At 43.9% G+C, this 17354-nt stretch carries 19 protein-coding genes and 4 pseudogenes; 8 read left to right on the top strand and 15 right to left on the bottom strand.

The annotated features are described in order from the left end of the window. Positions 1 to 186 (top strand): glycosyl hydrolase family 95 catalytic domain-containing protein, encoded by a 186-nt coding sequence (locus AC1TO9_RS08605; RefSeq protein ID WP_482058889.1) that lies wholly within the window; start codon positions 1 to 3, stop codon positions 184 to 186. A 328-nt stretch (positions 187 to 514) separates the two neighbouring features. Here the strand turns inward: AC1TO9_RS08605 and AC1TO9_RS08600 are convergent, their stop codons facing one another. Beyond that, complete coding sequence (locus tag AC1TO9_RS08600) at positions 515 to 682, bottom strand: hypothetical protein (RefSeq protein WP_482055771.1); 168 nt, start codon at positions 680 to 682, stop codon at positions 515 to 517. 390 nt (positions 683 to 1072) lie between these two features. On the opposite strand from AC1TO9_RS08600, the gene AC1TO9_RS08595 reads away from it, so the two are divergent. Next, a complete protein-coding gene (locus AC1TO9_RS08595; protein ID WP_482058888.1) occupies positions 1073 to 1237 on the top strand; it encodes a hypothetical protein in 165 nt (54 codons plus the stop codon). On the opposite strand, the gene AC1TO9_RS08590 is transcribed toward AC1TO9_RS08595, so the two are convergent. Next, on the bottom strand, positions 1220 to 1861 hold the full coding sequence (locus tag AC1TO9_RS08590) for a TetR/AcrR family transcriptional regulator (protein WP_482055770.1): 642 nt from the start codon (positions 1859 to 1861) through the stop codon (positions 1220 to 1222). The genes AC1TO9_RS08595 and AC1TO9_RS08590 overlap by 18 nt on opposite strands. 180 nt (positions 1862 to 2041) lie before the next feature. Here AC1TO9_RS08590 and AC1TO9_RS08585 point away from each other — a divergent pair, with 180 nt between their 5' ends. Next, positions 2042 to 2926 carry an SDR family oxidoreductase gene (locus AC1TO9_RS08585; protein ID WP_482058887.1) on the top strand — a complete coding sequence of 295 codons (885 nt, stop codon included), beginning with the start codon at positions 2042 to 2044 and terminating at the stop codon, positions 2924 to 2926. Between the two features lie 138 nt (positions 2927 to 3064). On the opposite strand, the gene AC1TO9_RS08580 is transcribed toward AC1TO9_RS08585, so the two are convergent. From AC1TO9_RS08580 to AC1TO9_RS08560, 5 genes and pseudogenes are all read right to left on the bottom strand, one after another. Continuing rightward, positions 3065 to 3232 carry a hypothetical protein gene (locus AC1TO9_RS08580; protein ID WP_482058886.1) on the bottom strand — a complete coding sequence of 56 codons (168 nt, stop codon included), beginning with the start codon at positions 3230 to 3232 and terminating at the stop codon, positions 3065 to 3067. Further along, positions 3229 to 3306 (bottom strand): annotated as a pseudogene (locus tag AC1TO9_RS08575) (hypothetical protein); the annotation flags it as partial. The pseudogene AC1TO9_RS08575 and the gene AC1TO9_RS08580, both read right to left, overlap by 4 nt. 153 nt (positions 3307 to 3459) lie before the next feature. After that, positions 3460 to 4233 (bottom strand): ABC transporter permease, encoded by a 774-nt coding sequence (locus AC1TO9_RS08570; RefSeq protein ID WP_482055769.1) that lies wholly within the window; start codon positions 4231 to 4233, stop codon positions 3460 to 3462. Further along, positions 4205 to 5194 carry an ABC transporter ATP-binding protein gene (locus AC1TO9_RS08565; protein WP_482058885.1) on the bottom strand — a complete coding sequence of 330 codons (990 nt, stop codon included), beginning with the start codon at positions 5192 to 5194 and terminating at the stop codon, positions 4205 to 4207. The genes AC1TO9_RS08570 and AC1TO9_RS08565 overlap by 29 nt, the downstream gene beginning before the upstream one ends. A gap of 506 nt (positions 5195 to 5700) precedes the next feature. Beyond that, positions 5701 to 5871, bottom strand: a pseudogene (locus AC1TO9_RS08560) (nitroreductase family protein); the annotation flags it as partial. A gap of 252 nt (positions 5872 to 6123) precedes the next feature. Here AC1TO9_RS08560 and AC1TO9_RS08555 point away from each other — a divergent pair. From AC1TO9_RS08555 to AC1TO9_RS08545, 3 genes are all read left to right on the top strand, one after another. Further along, entirely contained in the window at positions 6124 to 7287 is a 1164-nt protein-coding gene (locus AC1TO9_RS08555; protein ID WP_482058884.1) for a sensor histidine kinase, read from the top strand. Then, positions 7280 to 7966, top strand: coding sequence for a response regulator transcription factor (locus tag AC1TO9_RS08550; RefSeq protein WP_482055765.1), 687 nt, complete (start codon positions 7280 to 7282; stop codon positions 7964 to 7966). The genes AC1TO9_RS08555 and AC1TO9_RS08550 overlap by 8 nt, the downstream gene beginning before the upstream one ends. A gap of 283 nt (positions 7967 to 8249) precedes the next feature. Beyond that, on the top strand, positions 8250 to 9137 hold the full coding sequence (locus AC1TO9_RS08545) for a CPBP family intramembrane glutamic endopeptidase (RefSeq protein ID WP_482058883.1): 888 nt from the start codon (positions 8250 to 8252) through the stop codon (positions 9135 to 9137). Between the two features lie 2 nt (positions 9138 to 9139). On the opposite strand, the gene AC1TO9_RS08540 is transcribed toward AC1TO9_RS08545, so the two are convergent. Next, complete coding sequence (locus AC1TO9_RS08540) at positions 9140 to 9382, bottom strand: hypothetical protein (RefSeq protein WP_482055763.1); 243 nt, start codon at positions 9380 to 9382, stop codon at positions 9140 to 9142. Positions 9383 to 9626: 244 nt separating this feature from the next. Here AC1TO9_RS08540 and AC1TO9_RS08535 point away from each other — a divergent pair, with 244 nt between their 5' ends. Further along, complete coding sequence (locus tag AC1TO9_RS08535) at positions 9627 to 10658, top strand: alpha/beta fold hydrolase (RefSeq protein ID WP_482055762.1); 1032 nt, start codon at positions 9627 to 9629, stop codon at positions 10656 to 10658. Between the two features lie 172 nt (positions 10659 to 10830). Here the strand turns inward: AC1TO9_RS08535 and AC1TO9_RS08530 are convergent, their stop codons facing one another. Next, positions 10831 to 11121, bottom strand: coding sequence for an S-layer homology domain-containing protein (locus tag AC1TO9_RS08530; protein WP_482059141.1), 291 nt, complete (start codon positions 11119 to 11121; stop codon positions 10831 to 10833). On the opposite strand from AC1TO9_RS08530, the gene AC1TO9_RS08525 reads away from it, so the two are divergent. Beyond that, positions 11043 to 11498: a sensor histidine kinase gene (locus AC1TO9_RS08525; protein ID WP_482058882.1), complete on the top strand. Its 456-nt coding sequence runs from the start codon at positions 11043 to 11045 to the stop codon at positions 11496 to 11498. The two genes, AC1TO9_RS08530 and AC1TO9_RS08525, sit on opposite strands and share 79 nt — an antisense overlap. Before the next feature lie 123 nt (positions 11499 to 11621). Here AC1TO9_RS08525 and AC1TO9_RS08520 read toward each other — a convergent pair whose 3' ends face one another. The 6 genes and pseudogenes from AC1TO9_RS08520 to AC1TO9_RS08495 all read right to left on the bottom strand — a co-directional run. Beyond that, positions 11622 to 12239 carry an NAD(P)-dependent oxidoreductase gene (locus tag AC1TO9_RS08520; RefSeq protein ID WP_482058881.1) on the bottom strand — a complete coding sequence of 206 codons (618 nt, stop codon included), beginning with the start codon at positions 12237 to 12239 and terminating at the stop codon, positions 11622 to 11624. Positions 12240 to 12276: 37 nt separating this feature from the next. Then, positions 12277 to 12676: pseudogene (locus AC1TO9_RS08515) on the bottom strand (aldo/keto reductase); the annotation flags it as partial. 3 nt (positions 12677 to 12679) lie between these two features. Further along, positions 12680 to 14305, bottom strand: coding sequence for an MFS transporter (locus tag AC1TO9_RS08510; protein WP_482058880.1), 1626 nt, complete (start codon positions 14303 to 14305; stop codon positions 12680 to 12682). 128 nt (positions 14306 to 14433) lie between these two features. Further along, on the bottom strand, positions 14434 to 14673 hold the full coding sequence (locus AC1TO9_RS08505) for an S-layer homology domain-containing protein (protein WP_482055758.1): 240 nt from the start codon (positions 14671 to 14673) through the stop codon (positions 14434 to 14436). A gap of 193 nt (positions 14674 to 14866) precedes the next feature. Beyond that, entirely contained in the window at positions 14867 to 16264 is a 1398-nt protein-coding gene (locus tag AC1TO9_RS08500) for an RNA-guided endonuclease InsQ/TnpB family protein (RefSeq protein WP_482059140.1), read from the bottom strand. A gap of 277 nt (positions 16265 to 16541) precedes the next feature. After that, positions 16542 to 17354, bottom strand: a pseudogene (locus AC1TO9_RS08495) (collagen-like protein); the annotation flags it as partial.

Raw genomic sequence — 17354 nt, 5'->3', positions numbered from 1 at the left:
TTGCATCGAATACTAATAATTAGCCCTCGTCTTGGATACATCGACCATCGGCATTTGTCCCATCTGTTCGGTCTTTATCCCGGCAATCAAATTACACCTCGCGGAACGTCGGAGTTAAGCTCGGCGGCGATTGCGGAGATGCAGTTGCAGAGCCATGCGGGAACAATGGAATGCCGGCAAGTCTGAGCACCGATACATCTTGTTATTAATCTTTCCTCACTAACAGTGAACAGCACTCCACATGAGTCGAGTGCTGTGACCTACGTACCTACTGTCACTTTTAGCATTGCTGCTTCAATTTTCAACTCAACTCTTTGCTGTACCAGTATGCGCGATACGCATCACCGTATCATAAGTACGGCGAAATCAGACAATCAGTTAATATCTACAGAGTTATATCCTTTATTAGGATGTTTTTCATGATTTGTTCTCTGCCAGAATTTTTTTAGCTTCTCTCAAATCAATTTTAGCATGATGCCCATGTTTTTCCAGCAAATTCATCGCGATCCACCTGTCACTTGGAGCCGCCTTGTGGATTGCCTGCCGGTGCTACCAAGGCATTCGTATTATCTTTCTCCGAAGCGCTATGGGCAGAAACCCGCGGACGAGGTGTCCACATACTTACCCTGTGCCCGGGTGCGACGGATACGGGCTTCTTCGATGCTGTCGGCAGCCGGGACATGGCGGCGGGCAGTGCGCTGTCCACACCGGAGAACGTAGTTCAAGCCGGATTTCGTGGAATCGACAAAGGAAGCAGTTATATTATCGACGGGAGAAACAACTACATGTCGGCTCAGATGGGCCGCTTTCTTCCCCGACGCAGAGTAGCTATGATCATGGAACGCATTTCGCGCCCCAAAGCACGTTAAGGGGATGCAAACGTCCGAGTTGCTGCCTTGCATAATTTATGAAAGGCAGCAACTCGGTTTCCTAATGTTTTAGAACGTTTGCTTCTCCCTATTTGTGGCATGGTTCAGCGTATCACCGCAAAAGCTAAAAAAACCTTCATGAAATATATCCATGAAGAGTTTATTCCATAGGATTTCGCATATAGAATCTAGGGTTCGTGAGGATGTCGATTCATAATGATGTCGATGTCTTCACTACTAACCCGAATGAGGATTACTTTTACGAATCATACTTTTATGCTGACAAGGTAGTACAAATCCAACTGGAAGGTTACCCCGATATCATCTCTGCGCTAAATGCATCGTTGACGTCACGAGATGGTTTGTAAAATCTCCGCTACCTGACTTTCCAAATTGGAGTCGTCAATCGTATCCAGATGTTCCGGCTTAATCATTTGATACTGTTTCATCTTATAATATTCGATAATGGCTTGTTTTAACGTGAGATCATACCATTGGATACTAAAGGTCGGTTCCATAATGCGCCGCAGGGTGGCGTCATCTTGAACCAAGGACAGCACGGCATTCATTCGGTTAAACACCTTCTGGTCCATCCCGGCTTCAAAAAAGTCCTGCAAATTCTTATTCCGATTTTGTTGGGCATAGACAAGCTTTTCATAAAGTGTCGGATAAAATTCCTTGAGATCTTGCAGAAACAAATCAGATATATACGCAACGCACAGCACCGATTGCAGAAATGTTTTTTGGAAGCGATCTATAAAAGAGAGGGAATCATCATTTACAACGAGATCAGCCTGCTGCAAATACTGAATTTCATATTCGACTACCTTTTCGATGATATCCTCTTTGGATGAAAAATGTTTATATAATGTCACTTTGCTAATATCCATATATTTTGCGATATCGTCGATTCTCAATTGGCTAAACTTGGTCTTTCGAACGATAGGCTTGATTTTATTCATATAATGATTTGCGCTCATTGGTTTTCTCACGACTTAAGCCCCCTTTGATGCTTACTTCACAATAGTATAGCAAAATCGCTAGGATCACAAACTTCATTAACTAATTTTATTAACTTAACTAATTCAGTAAATTTAGTTTACTTTAATGATTCCTTGCTGTATAATCCTTCCTGTACCTAATCATGCCAATGAGATGAAAGGATGGATACTATGCGTGTATTTGTAACTGGTTCAACGGGGTTCATCGGTTCTGCCGTCGTACGCGAACTTCTCGATGCGGGGCATCAGGTTGTTGGACTCGCCCGCTCAGATAAGTCCGCCACAGCGTTGAAGGCGTCCGGCGCCGAAGTACAACGCGGCGACCTCGATGACCTTGACAGCCTGCGAGAAGGTGCCGGATCGGCGGACGGGGTCATTCACTTGGCCTTCAAACACGACTTCGCCAGCTTTGAGGCGGCTGCAGCAGCCGACAGTCTGGCGATCGAGGCCATGGGATCGGTGCTCAAGGGTACCGGGAAACCATTCGTGGCCACCTCAGGCACGTTGATGCTCATACCGGGAATCCTGGGGACGGAAGAACAGGCGTCGACGCAATCTACGCCGCGACGCTCCGAGGAGGCAGCTCTTGAGCTGGCTGAACACGGGGTGCGGTCATCGATCGTCCGCCTCGCGCCGTCCGTACATGGTGAGGGCGAGCAGGGCTTCGTTCCGACCCTCATCGAGATCGCGCGCCAAAAAGGGGTTTCAGCCTATGTGGGAGATGGACTCAACCGATGGCCGGCAGTACATCAATTGGATGCAGCACGTCTCTTCAGACTGGTGCTTGAAAAAGGCGACAAGGAAGTCATCTATCACGGGGTCGCCGACGAGGGAGTGCCCTTCCGGGATATTGCCAGCGTCATCGGACGTCACTTAAACCTGCCAGTGGTCAGCATCACCCGTGAAGAGGCAGACGCTCACTTCGGATGGCTCTCCTTCGCTGCCTCCACGGATAATCCAACGTCGAGCGCGCTGACAAAGGAACGCTTAGGATGGCAGCCGGTCCATCCTGGCCTGATCCAAGACGTTGAACAGGGCCACTATTTTAACAGGTGAGAAAAACTTGTAGTTGAATTACGGTTGTTGGAAATAGGTTGAAAGATGACACAAACAAAGCTCGCTGCGACAGCGAGCTTCTTTAATATATAAACTGTAAAAAATTACCAGCTTCCTACGAGCTAGTGTACTCCCGGATTAGCCGTTCGACTCCCTGTTCCGCCGCTTTTTTAAGTAGTCTACCTGTGCTTTTAGGTAATCTCGTTCTTCCTCCACACCTTCAAATACTGTACGGAGGCGTCCTTTAAGTGGGTTAGATTGCCCCTTACACACATCGAATTTTTCCCCATCTAGCCATTTCTTCACCCATACCTTAATTGTGTGCAACTTCTGATTTCTAACCTGTTTGCTACAATTTTATAGCTCTCTGATCCTTCTACATAAGCTTTTACTGCCTCTACTTTGAACTCATCCGAATACTGCTGAAATACTTGTCCTTTTTAGCCATAAAAATATCCCCTCCAAGTTCACTCTTATCCACATGATAACATGCGGTCTTTTTTGAGTGTCTACTTAAAGGGGATAATACCATACTAGTATTGCCCTAGAAGGCCTTTCTTCATGGCTATTTTCTCGCAACGTTGAAACACAAAGAGCCCTAGAATCAAATATACCAGCGAATTCAATAATAATGACCCATAATCCGACAGCGGTAATTGTGTCAACGTCAGATCCTCCATCATCACTGTTCTTACCATATTCACTCCTTTGACAAATGGGGCGAATGCTAGAAACGGGGCTACAGTTAACGGAACGAATACAAGACCCATCAATACAAACTGAAAAATCTGCAGAAATGCTTGAATTTGTTTCACGATAATAGCTAAACCAGCAATCATAAAGCTAATACCTACCATACTTATCATCGTCACTACAATGATCGGAATCGTTGTCATGGGGTTAAGGCTTAACCACTGTCCAGAGGTGAGCATAGCAACAAAAAGCAAGAACACCATAATAACAGACTGTAAGCCAAATTGCCCGATGATCCGCGTAAGCATGATTTTCCACACACCCATCGGAGACATATATATTTGTTCTAACGTTCCACGTGTCGCTTCTGTTACTACCGAAAAGCCAATAAAGTTCATCGTCATCATCGTTAAGCTCCAAAAGACGACACTTACAATGGAATATTGAACATTACTATCGAAGCTGGCTGGATCACCTATGAACATAATCCCAAAAAAGGCAGCCAGAAATATAATATAAAAGGTGAATACTAACGCAATCGTGTTCGGTAGATACCGTTTCATCTCAATATATTCCTTACGGAAATTAGCATTGAATAAGTGGAGCCATTTCATGAGTCTTCCCTCCCTTTACTATCTGAATAAACACTTGTTCAAAATCGATCGTTATACGATCAATACTTTCCACCATCGTTCCTTCCTCTTTCAGAAGATCGAACAACTCGTAAATGTCCTGACTTTGCTCCAAATTCACTTCCACGATGCTTTCATGGGAACTTGCTTTATAAGTACTTAAAGGGAATCTACTCAACAGTGTATTCTCCTGGCCTACGCTTAATTGCTCACCCAGCTTAATTGAATATGCCCTTGTCTCAAATAACTTAAGTAAATTGTCCACCCTGTCGTCAATCACAACTTCACCTTTATTAATGATAATGGCACGGTCACACAGCTCCTGAACGACGGGCATATCATGTGAACTAATAATAATCGTGCGTTTTTCTTCCTTAACGATCCTTTTTAGAATATTACGCAATTCATAACTAACCTCAACATCCAAGCCGAGCGTTGGCTCATCTAGCAAGATGACATCCGTATTAGCTAGTAGTGCTACAGCGATTGCCAGCTTTTGTTGCATCCCACGGGACAATCCATTGACAAGCTCATTCTCCTTTTCCTTAAGGTTGAATTGCTCTAATAATTTATCCGCTTGATAGGCCACTTGCTTCCGAGAGTAACCCCGGTTACCCGCAAAATACTCTAGGTTCTCCCGGACGGTAAGACGCCAATATAAATTTCGGTTCCCTTCTAATACAGCACTAATATGCTCTAGAGCTTTGAGTCTCTTCTTACCAATATCTAAGCCATTAATGTGTATAGAACCTGCATCCGATTCTAACAAGCCACAGAGCATCTTGATCGTTGATGTTTTCCCAGCACCATTAGGCCCTAATAAACCGAGAACCTCTCCACGATTCACATGAAAAGAAACATCACGAACGGCATGTATCTTCTCTTCCGTTTTCCTTTTCCCATACACCTTGCTAATTCCCCGTACTTCAATCATCTTCTCCACCCTATAACCATCCTCTCCCGTACAATATAAAAAGTAATTCCATTGATCTATTTATTATATTTTAGGATCTCCATTTTATTAACTGGCTTCAGATGGATAACTCCTCCGTCTGAGGGATGAGATTTCTGTGTTAGTTGTGTTGGTACAAGTAACGACGACAAGCCCCATATCATTGGTTCCACACCGTATTGCTTTTTGCACAGTTTTTTATCGCTCATAATTTCCTATACAAATAAAAAAACGGCATCTCTGCCGTTTAATTTAAGGTATTGGTGGACCTTAGCGGGATCAAACCGCTGACCTCTACACTGCCAGTGTAGCGCTCTCCCACTGTTGTTACTTTCACTGCCCATTGCATCTACAGTCCTCTAGAACGTTCGCCAATGGCCGTTAGCCTTCTAACTGTAGCGTTTCATCAAGACCTTCCCTCATTTAGGCGATCATAACAGTAGCAAAAAAAAAATAATCATACCCGGTGGATTCATTTGATGTTACTCTTCTATGGATTATGCCCAGGTAGTAGTCGTTTCAACCGGCAGGCGGTAGGTAGGATAGCCCTCTTGGTCTGCTTTCCCTATTGAGATCAACATGACCGGTTGGAACCGCTTTTTGTCTAGGCCAAAAGCTTCTGCGATCCGGTCCTTTTCATAACCGGCCATCGGGTTGGTGTCATCTCCTCCCTGCCAATCTTCACTTCGGAATCGTAGACTTTAACAGAACTGCGCTCCAAGACGATTTTATTGAAATCGTTTGTTTTGTGGAATTCACTTGTGATGGAACTCATGTAGAATTCACTCCTTTTATATTTGTTTTCAAAATATATTCAATCTTCGGTAGCCTCTGATAATTTGGGCTGCACTGAAGTTTATTATTTGATGTATAATTGAGCAGATTCAATAGTTATGCTTGGGGTAAAGGAAGTGATACCTATGAAAAAAGTATTTCATTTCATGGATTGGGGTATATTTGGGCTCCGGTCCTACAATTATATTTTGCTGATATTACATATTTTAATGGAGAATGATTATTCTCCCCAGTTGCTCGTTAACGTCGTCTGGCTCTTAGCTGCCCTTATTGTTCCTATTTTATTCTGGTTTCCGCAGCGAAGGATGAACAAGGAATGGTTCATCTTACTTGAACTATTGCTGGGAGGATCTTATTATATTAAATCGTTCATGCAGGCGGATGTGTTGGGGAGTGTCGATTATCTGATCCCGAGTCTTGCAATCGGATACTTATTGACTAGACAGACTGCCTGGACTATGTCGGTCCTATTACTGCTTCCCGTTGCCAGCATGTTATTTGGAGAAGTTACGTGGGACCTGGTACTCGGTTCAAGCACAGACAACTTGCTTTTCTCGTTTATCGGAATTTGGGTTGGCTTCATTGCAAGTGCCTATCATGAGAAAAATACATTGGCTAAAGAAATTGATGAACAAAATAAATTGTTAACCCAGTATGCTGCCGAGATCGAAAGGATGACTCTGTTGGAGGAACGAAATCGTATGTCCAAGGAGCTGCATGACACGTTAGGACATTCTTTTATTTCCCTTATTATGAGTCTCGATGCTGCTATTGTACTGCTGGACAAGAAGCCGACTCTGGCCAAAGAAAAGTTGATTAGTTTAAGAGGACTGACGGAACAAAACTTGGATGAAATGAGAGACATCGTGCACAAGATAGGGGAGGAAGAGGATATAAGTCTAGTGAATCAAGCCGAGAGGCTCATCAACAACTTTCGGGAATATACCGGAACGGTCATTCGTCTCACACTGGAGGGAACAGAACAGGCAATTCGTTTCGATGTGCGCCAATCGATAATTCGGGTGATCCAAGAGTCTTTTACGAATGCACTAAAGCATGGAAAAGCATCGGAAATTGAGTTGGTGCTCCATTTTACTGCATCAACTTTACGTGTTGTCATTCAAAATAATGGAAAGCCCTTGGATAAAATGGAGTATGGGTTCGGCCTGACCACAATGAAGAATCGGATAGAGATGCTGGGAGGCACCTTTTCAATCTCTGCCCTGGCGATCGCTGGCACTGAAATCAGATGCGAAATACCACTGAAAGGGGATAAGTTGTATGCCTAAAATCAAAGTACTCATAGTTGATGATCAGGAATTGATCCTTGAAAGTCTCAATATAGTACTAGGGATAGAAGACGACATCGAGGTTGTGGGATTGGCTAAGAATGGTGAAGAAGCCATCATCTATTGTGAAAAATCCCAACCGGATATCGTCCTTATGGACATAAATATGCCTATTATGGATGGCGTTGTAGCAACAGAGAGGATCAAACAGCGATTCCCATTAACGAAAATTATTATTCTGACTTCGTACAAAGAGGTGGATTATGTTCTGGCCGCGTTAAGCCATGGAGCTGAAGGCTTCCTACTCAAAGCCATCCATCCCAAAAACCTTATAGCCGGCATACGGGTGGTTCACACAGGCGGCACATTGATTTCGCAAGAAATGGCAGATAAGATGATTAAAAACTTGCTGAAAAGTGGTATTCCATCGACTATGGATACAAGGGCCTTTGAGCCCGAATTGCTTGAGAGAAACAATGAGTACGGACTCAGTACCCGCGAAGTCGAAGTTCTTCACAAGCTGGCACTAGGGTTGCGCAATCAGGATATCGCTAAGGTATTATTTCTTAGTGAAGGTACAGTTAAGAATTACATCTCGAATATTTATTCGAAATTGAATGTGAAAGGCAGAAGAGAAGCTACTCATAAGGCTAGGGAAACAGGGATTTTAGATAGTTAAAGAATACACCTTAAAGAAGAATGGGATAACACAGTACATCTGCTCAAAGCTGACACCGTAACGGATGTCGGCTTTTTTGTTGATGTAGATTACCTGTCCGATGCTGTGAGAGGTCGGGGCTAGCCATCCCCATTCTAATAATCTATTTCGCTAAAGTCATATGACCATGATATGACTAAATGGCACTCCTGATATATGACTTTATTAAAGTATAGTATGATTTGTTACCTGTAATATCGAAATATGAATAGAGATCCTGTAAGAGGAAGAGGAGAGATTATTTATGATGAGAAAGACTAATACACCCGATAATGAGGTGCTTAGCGGTAAGAGAATATCTAAGTTTGTTTCGTTCTTTCAATTCCCTCTCATCTGGATGCTTGTGGGAGCGCTTGGTATCGCCCTCGCCAATGTGACATTCAGCTTGTTGTCCGAAGATTCCAAAGCACTAGGGTCCTTCGTACTGACACTTGTCGGAGGCGTTGTTGCTATCGTTCTCTATTGGCTCGTGATGAAATTTCTGGCACAGCGTCTAGTTACTGAACTTCTGGTACAACGTGCGGTATCGGAGGCAATTCTCGGTGCTGTCGTCGGTCTGAGCTTTGTCATCGTTTCAACGGTTCTCATCATCTCATTTGGTGGCTATTCATTCACATGGTCACCCGAAAACGCTGGCTCTGTCGTTCTGCCTATCATCACCACAGCACTCGGCGTTGCCTTGGTAGAAGAATTGATCTTTCGGGGGCTTGCCTTTCAAGCAATTGAAAAAATTGGGGGAAGTTGGATTGCATTGGCCGTGACATCCCTCTTCTTCGGGATCGCTCACCTCGGCAACCCCGGAGCTACAATTTGGGGAGGTTTCGCTATTGCCATTGAAGCTGGTGTATTGCTAGGTGCAGCCTTCCTTTGGCGGCGCAATGTTTGGTATATCATTAGCCTCCATTTCATTTGGAATACAACGGTGGGACTCTTAGGTATCCCCGTCTCGGGGCATCCCTCCTCAGGTCTCTTCACGGTCGAAGTTACGGGCCCGGCCCTTCTCACTGGAGGCGAATTTGGTCTTGAAGCTTCGATAGTACCCATCATAATCAGTCTGTTTATTGCCATCCCTATGCTGATCTTTGCTCGCCGCAAAGGGCATCTCGTATCTCTCCGTCATGATCGAAAGTAACATTAGAACCCGTTGGAAGTAATTATGTACGGTGTTGTTGAGCTGGCTGGAGGCTTGGTCAATGTAACCGGGATCTTATTACTTTCATCGTTTTTCACATCGTTACCGAATTGTGTCTTCAGGCCGTTCACGGCGATGACTGGTGTCTTGGACGTATTTAACTGGAAGCCATCATGCAACTTGATAATAATCGTTTTCTTGTCTTCAGACAGAGCAAAGCTGTCCAACTTGGGATTTAACGCCACCCCGTTGATCGTAATCTTAGACAGGTCGATAGAGTCTACATCGATGCCCACTGTCAGATACCAAAGTTAACTAATACCGTATCACCAGACTTAAATAGATTTGTCTGAATACCGTATCCCCATTTCTGGAAATTAACTCTTGTGACGGGGGTGCAGTATTTTGAATATGTATTAGAATGGAAGAGAACATACCTTAGATGAAAAATAAAAAGATGGATACGATCCAACTTGAAGGAGCGGTTACATGCGCAGAAAGATTTCAAAAATATTAAAACGTAGCTTGTTAATCATCATTATAATAGCTGTACTAGGTTTGGTATTTCCTACATGGACACCACAAATTAAAGGCAAGAACAGCATCAGTGTACTAGATCAGGTCCAAATCAACGGTGCAGGACATGAGATCATGATTAGAGGAGTCGATCGGAGCAATCCGATCATGATCTTTGTACATGGAGGTCCAGGCGTCTCCGAGATTCCGTATGTGAGAAAATATCAGGAAGAGCTTGAGCAGTATTTTACTATCGTTCATTATGATCAGCGCGGAAGTGGAAAGTCTTATCATTTTTTTGAGGACTATTCGAATCTGAGAACCGATTTACTTGTTGATGATTTACTGGCATTAACAGATTATGTTACCAAGAAATTAGATCAAGATAAAGCTCTGCTGATAGGACATTCGTTCGGAACCTATATTGGGATGAAGGCTGCTGCTAAAGCGCCAGATAAATTCCAAGCATATATAGGAATAGGACAAATGGCTGATACGATTCAGAGTGAGCTGGATGGCTTGGAATACACCATTGAACAGGCAAAGCAAGCGGGAAATTTGGATGATGTGGAAAGCTTAGAGCTTCTTCGAGACCCCATCGAACGAGGGGAGGGGTATACGCCCAGAAATCTTGTTCGAAAATATGGTGGAGCAGCTAGACTCATCAACGATAACCAGGATTATTACTTAGGGTTACTTCTGAATCCTGAGAATAATGGGCTCGATGTGATTCGCTCAATCAAGGGGATATCCAATTCACAAAAATCCCTGATTATGGAAGCATCAACTAACCATATCACCGATATTGTTGAGCGCTTGGAAATACCCACTTATTTTGTTATGGGACAATATGATTACATGACATCTATGGAAGCGGCAAAAGATTACTTCGATATACTGGATGCACCAGTAAAGGAATTCGTACGATTTGAAGAATCAGCTCATTATCCGCAGTTTGAGGAGAAGGAGCGCTTTGTTGAATGGATAATGAGGTTGGGTTTTTAGGTTATTAGTCATTGGTCAATGGGCGGAAGAGGAAAGGGGATGCGTAGCGACGTATCGTCGCCGCAGTCACCCTATCCTGCACAACTTCGACATTCAGTGAATAGTTATACCAAGTTGTAAAGGTTTCTTTCCATCCCCAGCACATTCGTAGGAGCGGAGAGTAATCCTTCGCTTACCCTACTATCAGATGGCGTCTCTTATTCAATGTTGAAGCTCTTTTATTCTGATAACTAGAAAAACGAAGATCATGAGTCAGATGTAGCTTGTTTCCCGCTGCAAAGTCTGCTCCAGACACTTCAAGAGGTTTGGTCTCTTCAAACGTTCTAACTGTTTCGAAGCCTCCAGTAGCAAGCAGCCCGCGACTCGCCTCCTCCTTACCGCCGAATGTACCGTCCGGAGCGTTCTCTAGCAAGCCTAGATCGAGCGCCTTCTGGACATATCCAGCAGCCCAATTGGAGTCGATTCAACTTTCTCCTTGACACCAGACGAAATCTGTTACTGTCTAATCTTTCCCATGATCTACGCACCCCTCTAACGATGATTTTAGGCTACGCAGAAACGATTCGTGCTGGATTGCATAAGGATGAGAAGGAGCTACAAGCGAGTTCCAATGTTTTGCTACAGCGCTCTCGTTATATCGATAAGCTTTTAGATCAATTGTTAGATATTACTCGCCACAATGAGGGGAATTTAGAGCTTCATGTTGAAGTAAATATCCCTGATGAGGATATCCAATCCTGGATTGATGCCTCCCTCATCGAACGTGCGCTGCGAAACCTATTGGACAACGCGATTCGCTACGGATCAGAAGGCCATTATCTTGAGAAGTGTCCCTTTTGAAAAAACAATGTTCGAGATTCAATTGCCAAAGAGTCAGCGTGAACAATAACGCTGACTCTTTCCTACGTTCAACCAATATGCCATAACAGCTAGCATGAATTTATTCAAACTGACAATAATTCATTAAGTAGATATTCCGATCGATGTGTTTTCATATTGTGCATCATTTAATGCTTTTAGGATGAAATGTGCTACGTCAGCACGTGGTATTGACATTGATTTTTTGGGTACACTGGTCGTAGATTCTCTGTATATTCCTGAAAAGGGACGATTGGTTAACCCTAAAGGTCTAACAATTGTGTAATTCAGTCCATGTTCTTCAATATAATCAGTGGCAGCTCGATGATCAATGAGAGCATTCTTAAGCATTCCCATGATCAGTTTCCCGCTTATGCCTGGTAGTTCTTTATGAATTCCCGCAGATGCGGTGTAGATAATTCGTTTCACATCATGCTCCTGCATACCATTAACAATATTTTTTGCCATCTCTTGGAGCTCCGTTGATTTTTTCATCCCTTGACTAGAGCCTAAGCATGACACGACAGCATCATGACCAGCAATCGCTGCTGCGACTTCTCCTTGATTGAAGGCATTTCCTTGTATGATATTTAAATTCCCGTGTGTAACGTCTATCTTTGTTGGAGTTCGTACAAACGCCGTTACCTCAAAGCCGCTCTCTATTGCCTGCTTCACGACAGATTGGCCTACACCGCCTGATGCGCCAAAAATAATAATTTTCATAGAACTTCACCTTTCTTTCCCATCATTATTCCATCCTTTAAGCTTGGAAAATCATATTAATTTCTTGAATTTTCTCATTGGATAGCTGAACATCTACCATTTTTAAATTGTTTAATACTTACTCTGCCCGTTTAGCCCCTGGAATGATGACATCAATCGCTTCGCTCGTTAAATACCAAGCAAGTACAATATGTGCCACTTCGACACCTTTAGCGTCTGCTAGCTGACGAATGCGTTCCACTTTATCAAGATTTTGCGCGAATGCTTCGCTTTGGAAGTATGGCAGAAACCTTCGTTGCGACGACAAGTTCAGATCGTTTGCCGCTTTCTTTCACAACTTCACCTATGAGTTCTTCTGAACGTCCTGGGCCATACAAAAAAGAAGTATCAAGTAAGTTAATGCCGTTCTCAATGGCTGTACGGACCAATTGTTTCCCGACCTATTCAGCACGTGATGCAGAAACCTTCTCGCGTAATGGTACTAATATTAAAGAAGCGACAATGATGAGTATACCTAGAATAGCCGCTGACCAGTACAACCCGCCGTAACCATTTTCTGCAGCCCTTGTTGTAATTTCAGAAACACTGTTTAGAATAACTTCTTTTAATGCTGGGTCTTGAATCGAACTAACGATTTCATTCATTTGATTAGAATCAATTGAACCAGAACCGGAAGCCATTTGCTGACCGATTTGTGCTAACTCACCAAGTGCATCCTTTGATAAATCCGCCTGCGCAACGTTGGCCTGTAACACATCCTGGAAATCATTCTTAAAAAGATTACCCATATTGTTATAGCCTCGTGCAATGAAACCCGCATAAATGGTTGGAGCTATGGTCATACCAATTTGACGAAGTAATGATAAAGAAGCAAGAGCAGAACCTTTATCTGATTTTAAACCTTCTGTCGCTAAAATATTTAATGGTGCACCTAAAATGACACCAATCCCAACACCTGCAATCATACTTGAGACAACAAATTGCCATTTCACTTCAATCCATAACGGGAATAATGCAAACCCGATGGCTGCAATTAACCCCGAAACAATAACTGTAAATACGGGCCCTCGCTTAGTAACAAGTATACCACCTAACCCAGCACCAACACCTGCTGCTAATGCAAGTGGAGTCATCCAGTAACCTGATTTTTCAGCCGTGATACCAAGTACATTTTCTGTGAAGGCTGGGATAAAAATCATACCTGCTAAAATTCCACCTGATAAAGCACCAATTAAAAGCACCATTAAGAAACGAGGCTGTTTAATTAAGTATATAGGTAAAATAGGGTCACCATTTTCTTTTCGTTCTAATGCAGACTCATAAATCATTAACACGATAAATAATACGATTCCTGCGCCAATAAAGCCTGATACTTCAAGCTGCTTAAAGCTTGCCCAGAAATCAATATCGATGTTGGTTAAGCCGTACATAATCGATAAAATGGCGAGCGATAAAATAATTGTTCCCATTAAATCTAAACGTCCAGGACTTGGATCTGCTGATTCCTTTAGTTTCATAAATGCAAGAATAAATAAAACAATGGCAATGGGCACGTTGATTAAGAATAAAATATGCCAGTTCCCCGTCAAATCAAGTAAGAATGAACCGACGTTTGGCCCTAATACAGCTGCAACTCCGTTCATCGCACCTAATAGTCCTAAATACTTCGCCTGCTTGCTTGGCTCAACGGTACTTAAAATATGGGAGTTCCCGATAATAAAAATACCACCGCCGCCAAGTGCTTGAATGAAACGCGCCGCTAAATAAAAACCAAATGACGGGCTAAGCGCTACTAATGTTGAACCGATACCGAATAAGGCAATTTCAATAATAAATAGTTTCTTTCTTCCATACCGGTCGGAAAGTTTACCTACAATCGGTAAGCTAATCGCTAACCCTAGTGTATAAATGGTAATCCCCCAAGCACCCCAGTTATCCGTCACATCATAGTGACGATTAATGGTTGTGAGCGCTGCACTAATAATCCCGTTATCAAGCTGTGCCATAAAAACGCCGATCGAGAATAAAAGTAAGGCCCAAAATTGAGATGACTTTTTAGCCAACAAGATTCACCCCTTAATTATCGGATGTATTTACCTTCATATAATACTCCTTTAAATGGATTCTTTCAATTTCACTTTGAGTATACTCCAAGTGCTAGTTAAGTTCGATTCCTTTCTCTGCATACTTAAACTTAGAGCAGCGAAACTCTCTCCTGATCAACTGCTTTACAAGTCAGACGTCTAAGAGGATGCACGATCCCGGATTCTACTGACTGCGCAATTGCACTCTTTGCCCACGCGGGGATCATTGGTGCATCGCTAAACTTTAATGTAGTGACTTTGCTAGTAAGCTTCTGTCCATTCATCAGCATCATAACGAGTTCTGCACGCGTAATCGTGGTGTTCGGTCTAAATGTACTGAAATGGTTCACGGAGCTGAGTATGGCGCGGGGCCACAGTCCTCAGGATGAGTGCCGAGATGCAGCGATTAAAGGATGCGAGTAGCATATTAAGAAGTAGTCGGCATGACACTTCATTAAAGAGTTCTATTAAAAATGAATACTCCCACCACTTACCAACGCTGTCGCTTCGGTTGAAGTGGGGGTTTCTGATGTATCATCCAACTTATTTCAGGATGTTTAACACCAGTGGAGTTGACACGTTGATGGTCTGGTTACCATCCAACCCCTCTATCCCATTCGCTCCTTTGGCGGATACGTTTGGGAATACTTTTCGCATAATGTTCGCTGCGCCGTTGACATCGGCATGAATCAAGCCCTTCGCGTTCTTATACAGACCGCGATACATCCGTTTTCCTGAGAAGAGCCATGGACCCTCTTCGCCATACCTCGGCAACGGATCTTGATCTAGGAAGCTGGCTTTCGAGGTATACGCTTCTTCGGTCAAGATAACGACGATTCCCTGTTCTGCTGCCTTATAGTCGATCATCCCGATGAGCATCTGATGGGGAATATGACTGAAGGACTGATTATTTCGCCGTCCGATCCCAGGCGCTTGCTTCCATCCATCGTTATGCCCAATAACGATCGTACCGATGTTGTGCTCCACTGCCAACGTAATGATCTGATGACTTGCCTTGTGGAACAAGTCTTTGATCCTACGGTGACGCTTCAAATGGAGACGTTCTAATCGTCTAGACGTATGCGCTCCTTCGCGCGGTTCCTTCCCCTGGCGAAGAATGCTGATATAGTGCGCTTTCATCTTGTTGTAATACTGATTGATCGATTTAACAATCTTGCCCTTCACGATGATCGGTTTCGCTCCGGTGGTCGTGACGATGGTTGCAAGATTGACGACGCCAAGATCAATCGCCAGTACGTGTTCTTGTACCGCTTTTTTCTTCTCGATCGGATAAGTGAAGATCAATTCGATCACATATTGTCCATGCCTTGGAACGACACGCACTTGCATCAGTTGTCCGTCGGTATAACCCAGCTTACCGATGTTCAGTTGCAGCTTGGTCTTTGGAAACTTGAGAAACTTTCGTTCTTTGATCACACAGTCTTGATTGGAGAACATGACTTCCTTCACCCTGTTCCGAGCATATCCCGGAATATGGGGCTTGCCATTGTACTTCTCCGGATGCTGGCGGTAATCCTTAATACTGGCAAAGAAGGATTTCCAATTGTGGAATACCACTTTCATGATTCCCTGACTGCACTGCGTCGGGAGCGCTCGATAATCGATTTGATTCATCACTTTGAACAAAGCGTCCAAGAAATTGTAATGAATAAAGGGACTCTCTTGCGAGGGTAGCTTGAACGGATGGGAACGGTTCTTTTCACTTCGTCGTTCGTTCATGACGTCAATATGCGATGCCAGCGTGTCGAGAACTTCCTGTTGCAACGGCTGAAGTGGCTCATTCTTCCCAAAGGCGGTAATAATCTGTCGGATGTAAAAGTTGGTCGTGTTATACAGGTTCTTAGCATCCTGACATGCTTGATCGAGGTACGTAAACAAGCGATGGCCTGGCTTAATCCACACTTGATAGGTTCTGTACATTGGCTTTGAATCTGACAAAACTTCACCTCCTTCCAACTTATATAATGCGAATATACGTTCTATTCTTATTGTACCTTTTAAGATTTAGGAAAGGAAGAACATCTTGTGGGATTATTCAGGAGGTCGTCGATTCACCTCGCCACTTATAGAAGTGGGAGTCCTCTCGGCGAAAATTGATAGAGTTGGGCCATTCTCCCAAAGAGTATGGCCCAACTCTATATCTGTTAAGATGTGTTTCTATTACCAAAGGTTCAACAGCACCTCATGCAACCTTGTATTAGAATAGCCGATGAATCGACCATACTGTATCCGTATTGAAACCAAGGGTTAGACCGTTAGCTTCGTAATATAATCCAACTGAGTCACCTGCTTGCAGCTCTACATCACCGGATAGCGTCACCGTCGCACTACTTAGTACGGTCCTCATAGTTAAAATTAACGCCACATTGACGTCCAATATAGGCATATAACCTTTTATTAAATCAGTGTTGCCATTCTTCTTTACGGTAAAAATTGGATCGACCCCACGTCCTAAGCTTGTACTAACTGCAGTGTTAGTCTTATAGTTAACAGTTGCATGTATGGCATATTTGCCAGTGGCCGGTGCCGTAAATATCCCTGTAGCAGGATTAAATGTAGGGCTTGCGTAATAAGGGGACACCTCACTCCAATTCGTAAATAGCGTACTACTAGCGATTGAGTATGTCGTACCCGAAACAGAAAACCCCTCCGAGGTAAAAGAAGTCCCTGCTGGGCCTTGTGCTCCCACTGGCCCTGGATCTCCTTGCGATCCCGCAGGGCCTGCTGGGCCTTGTGCTCCCGCTGGCCCTGGATCTCCTTGCAGTCCCGCAGGGCCTGCTGCGCCTTGTACTCCCGCTAGTCCTGGATCTCCTTGCGATCCCGCTGGGCCTGCTGCGCCTTGTACTCCCGCTAGTCCTGGATCTCCTTGCGATCCCGCTGGGCCTGCTGCGCCTTGTACTCCCGCTAGTCCTGGATCTCCTTGCGATCCCGCAGGGCCTGCTGCGCCTTGTACTCCCGCTAGTCCTGGATCTCCTTGCGATCCCGCAGGGCCTGCTGCGCCTTGTACTCC

The sequence above is a fragment of the Paenibacillus sp. Y916 genome, assembly GCF_056786435.1.
The sequence above is the reverse complement of the archived record's forward strand: the minus strand, read 5'-3'. Positions and strand labels throughout refer to the sequence as shown.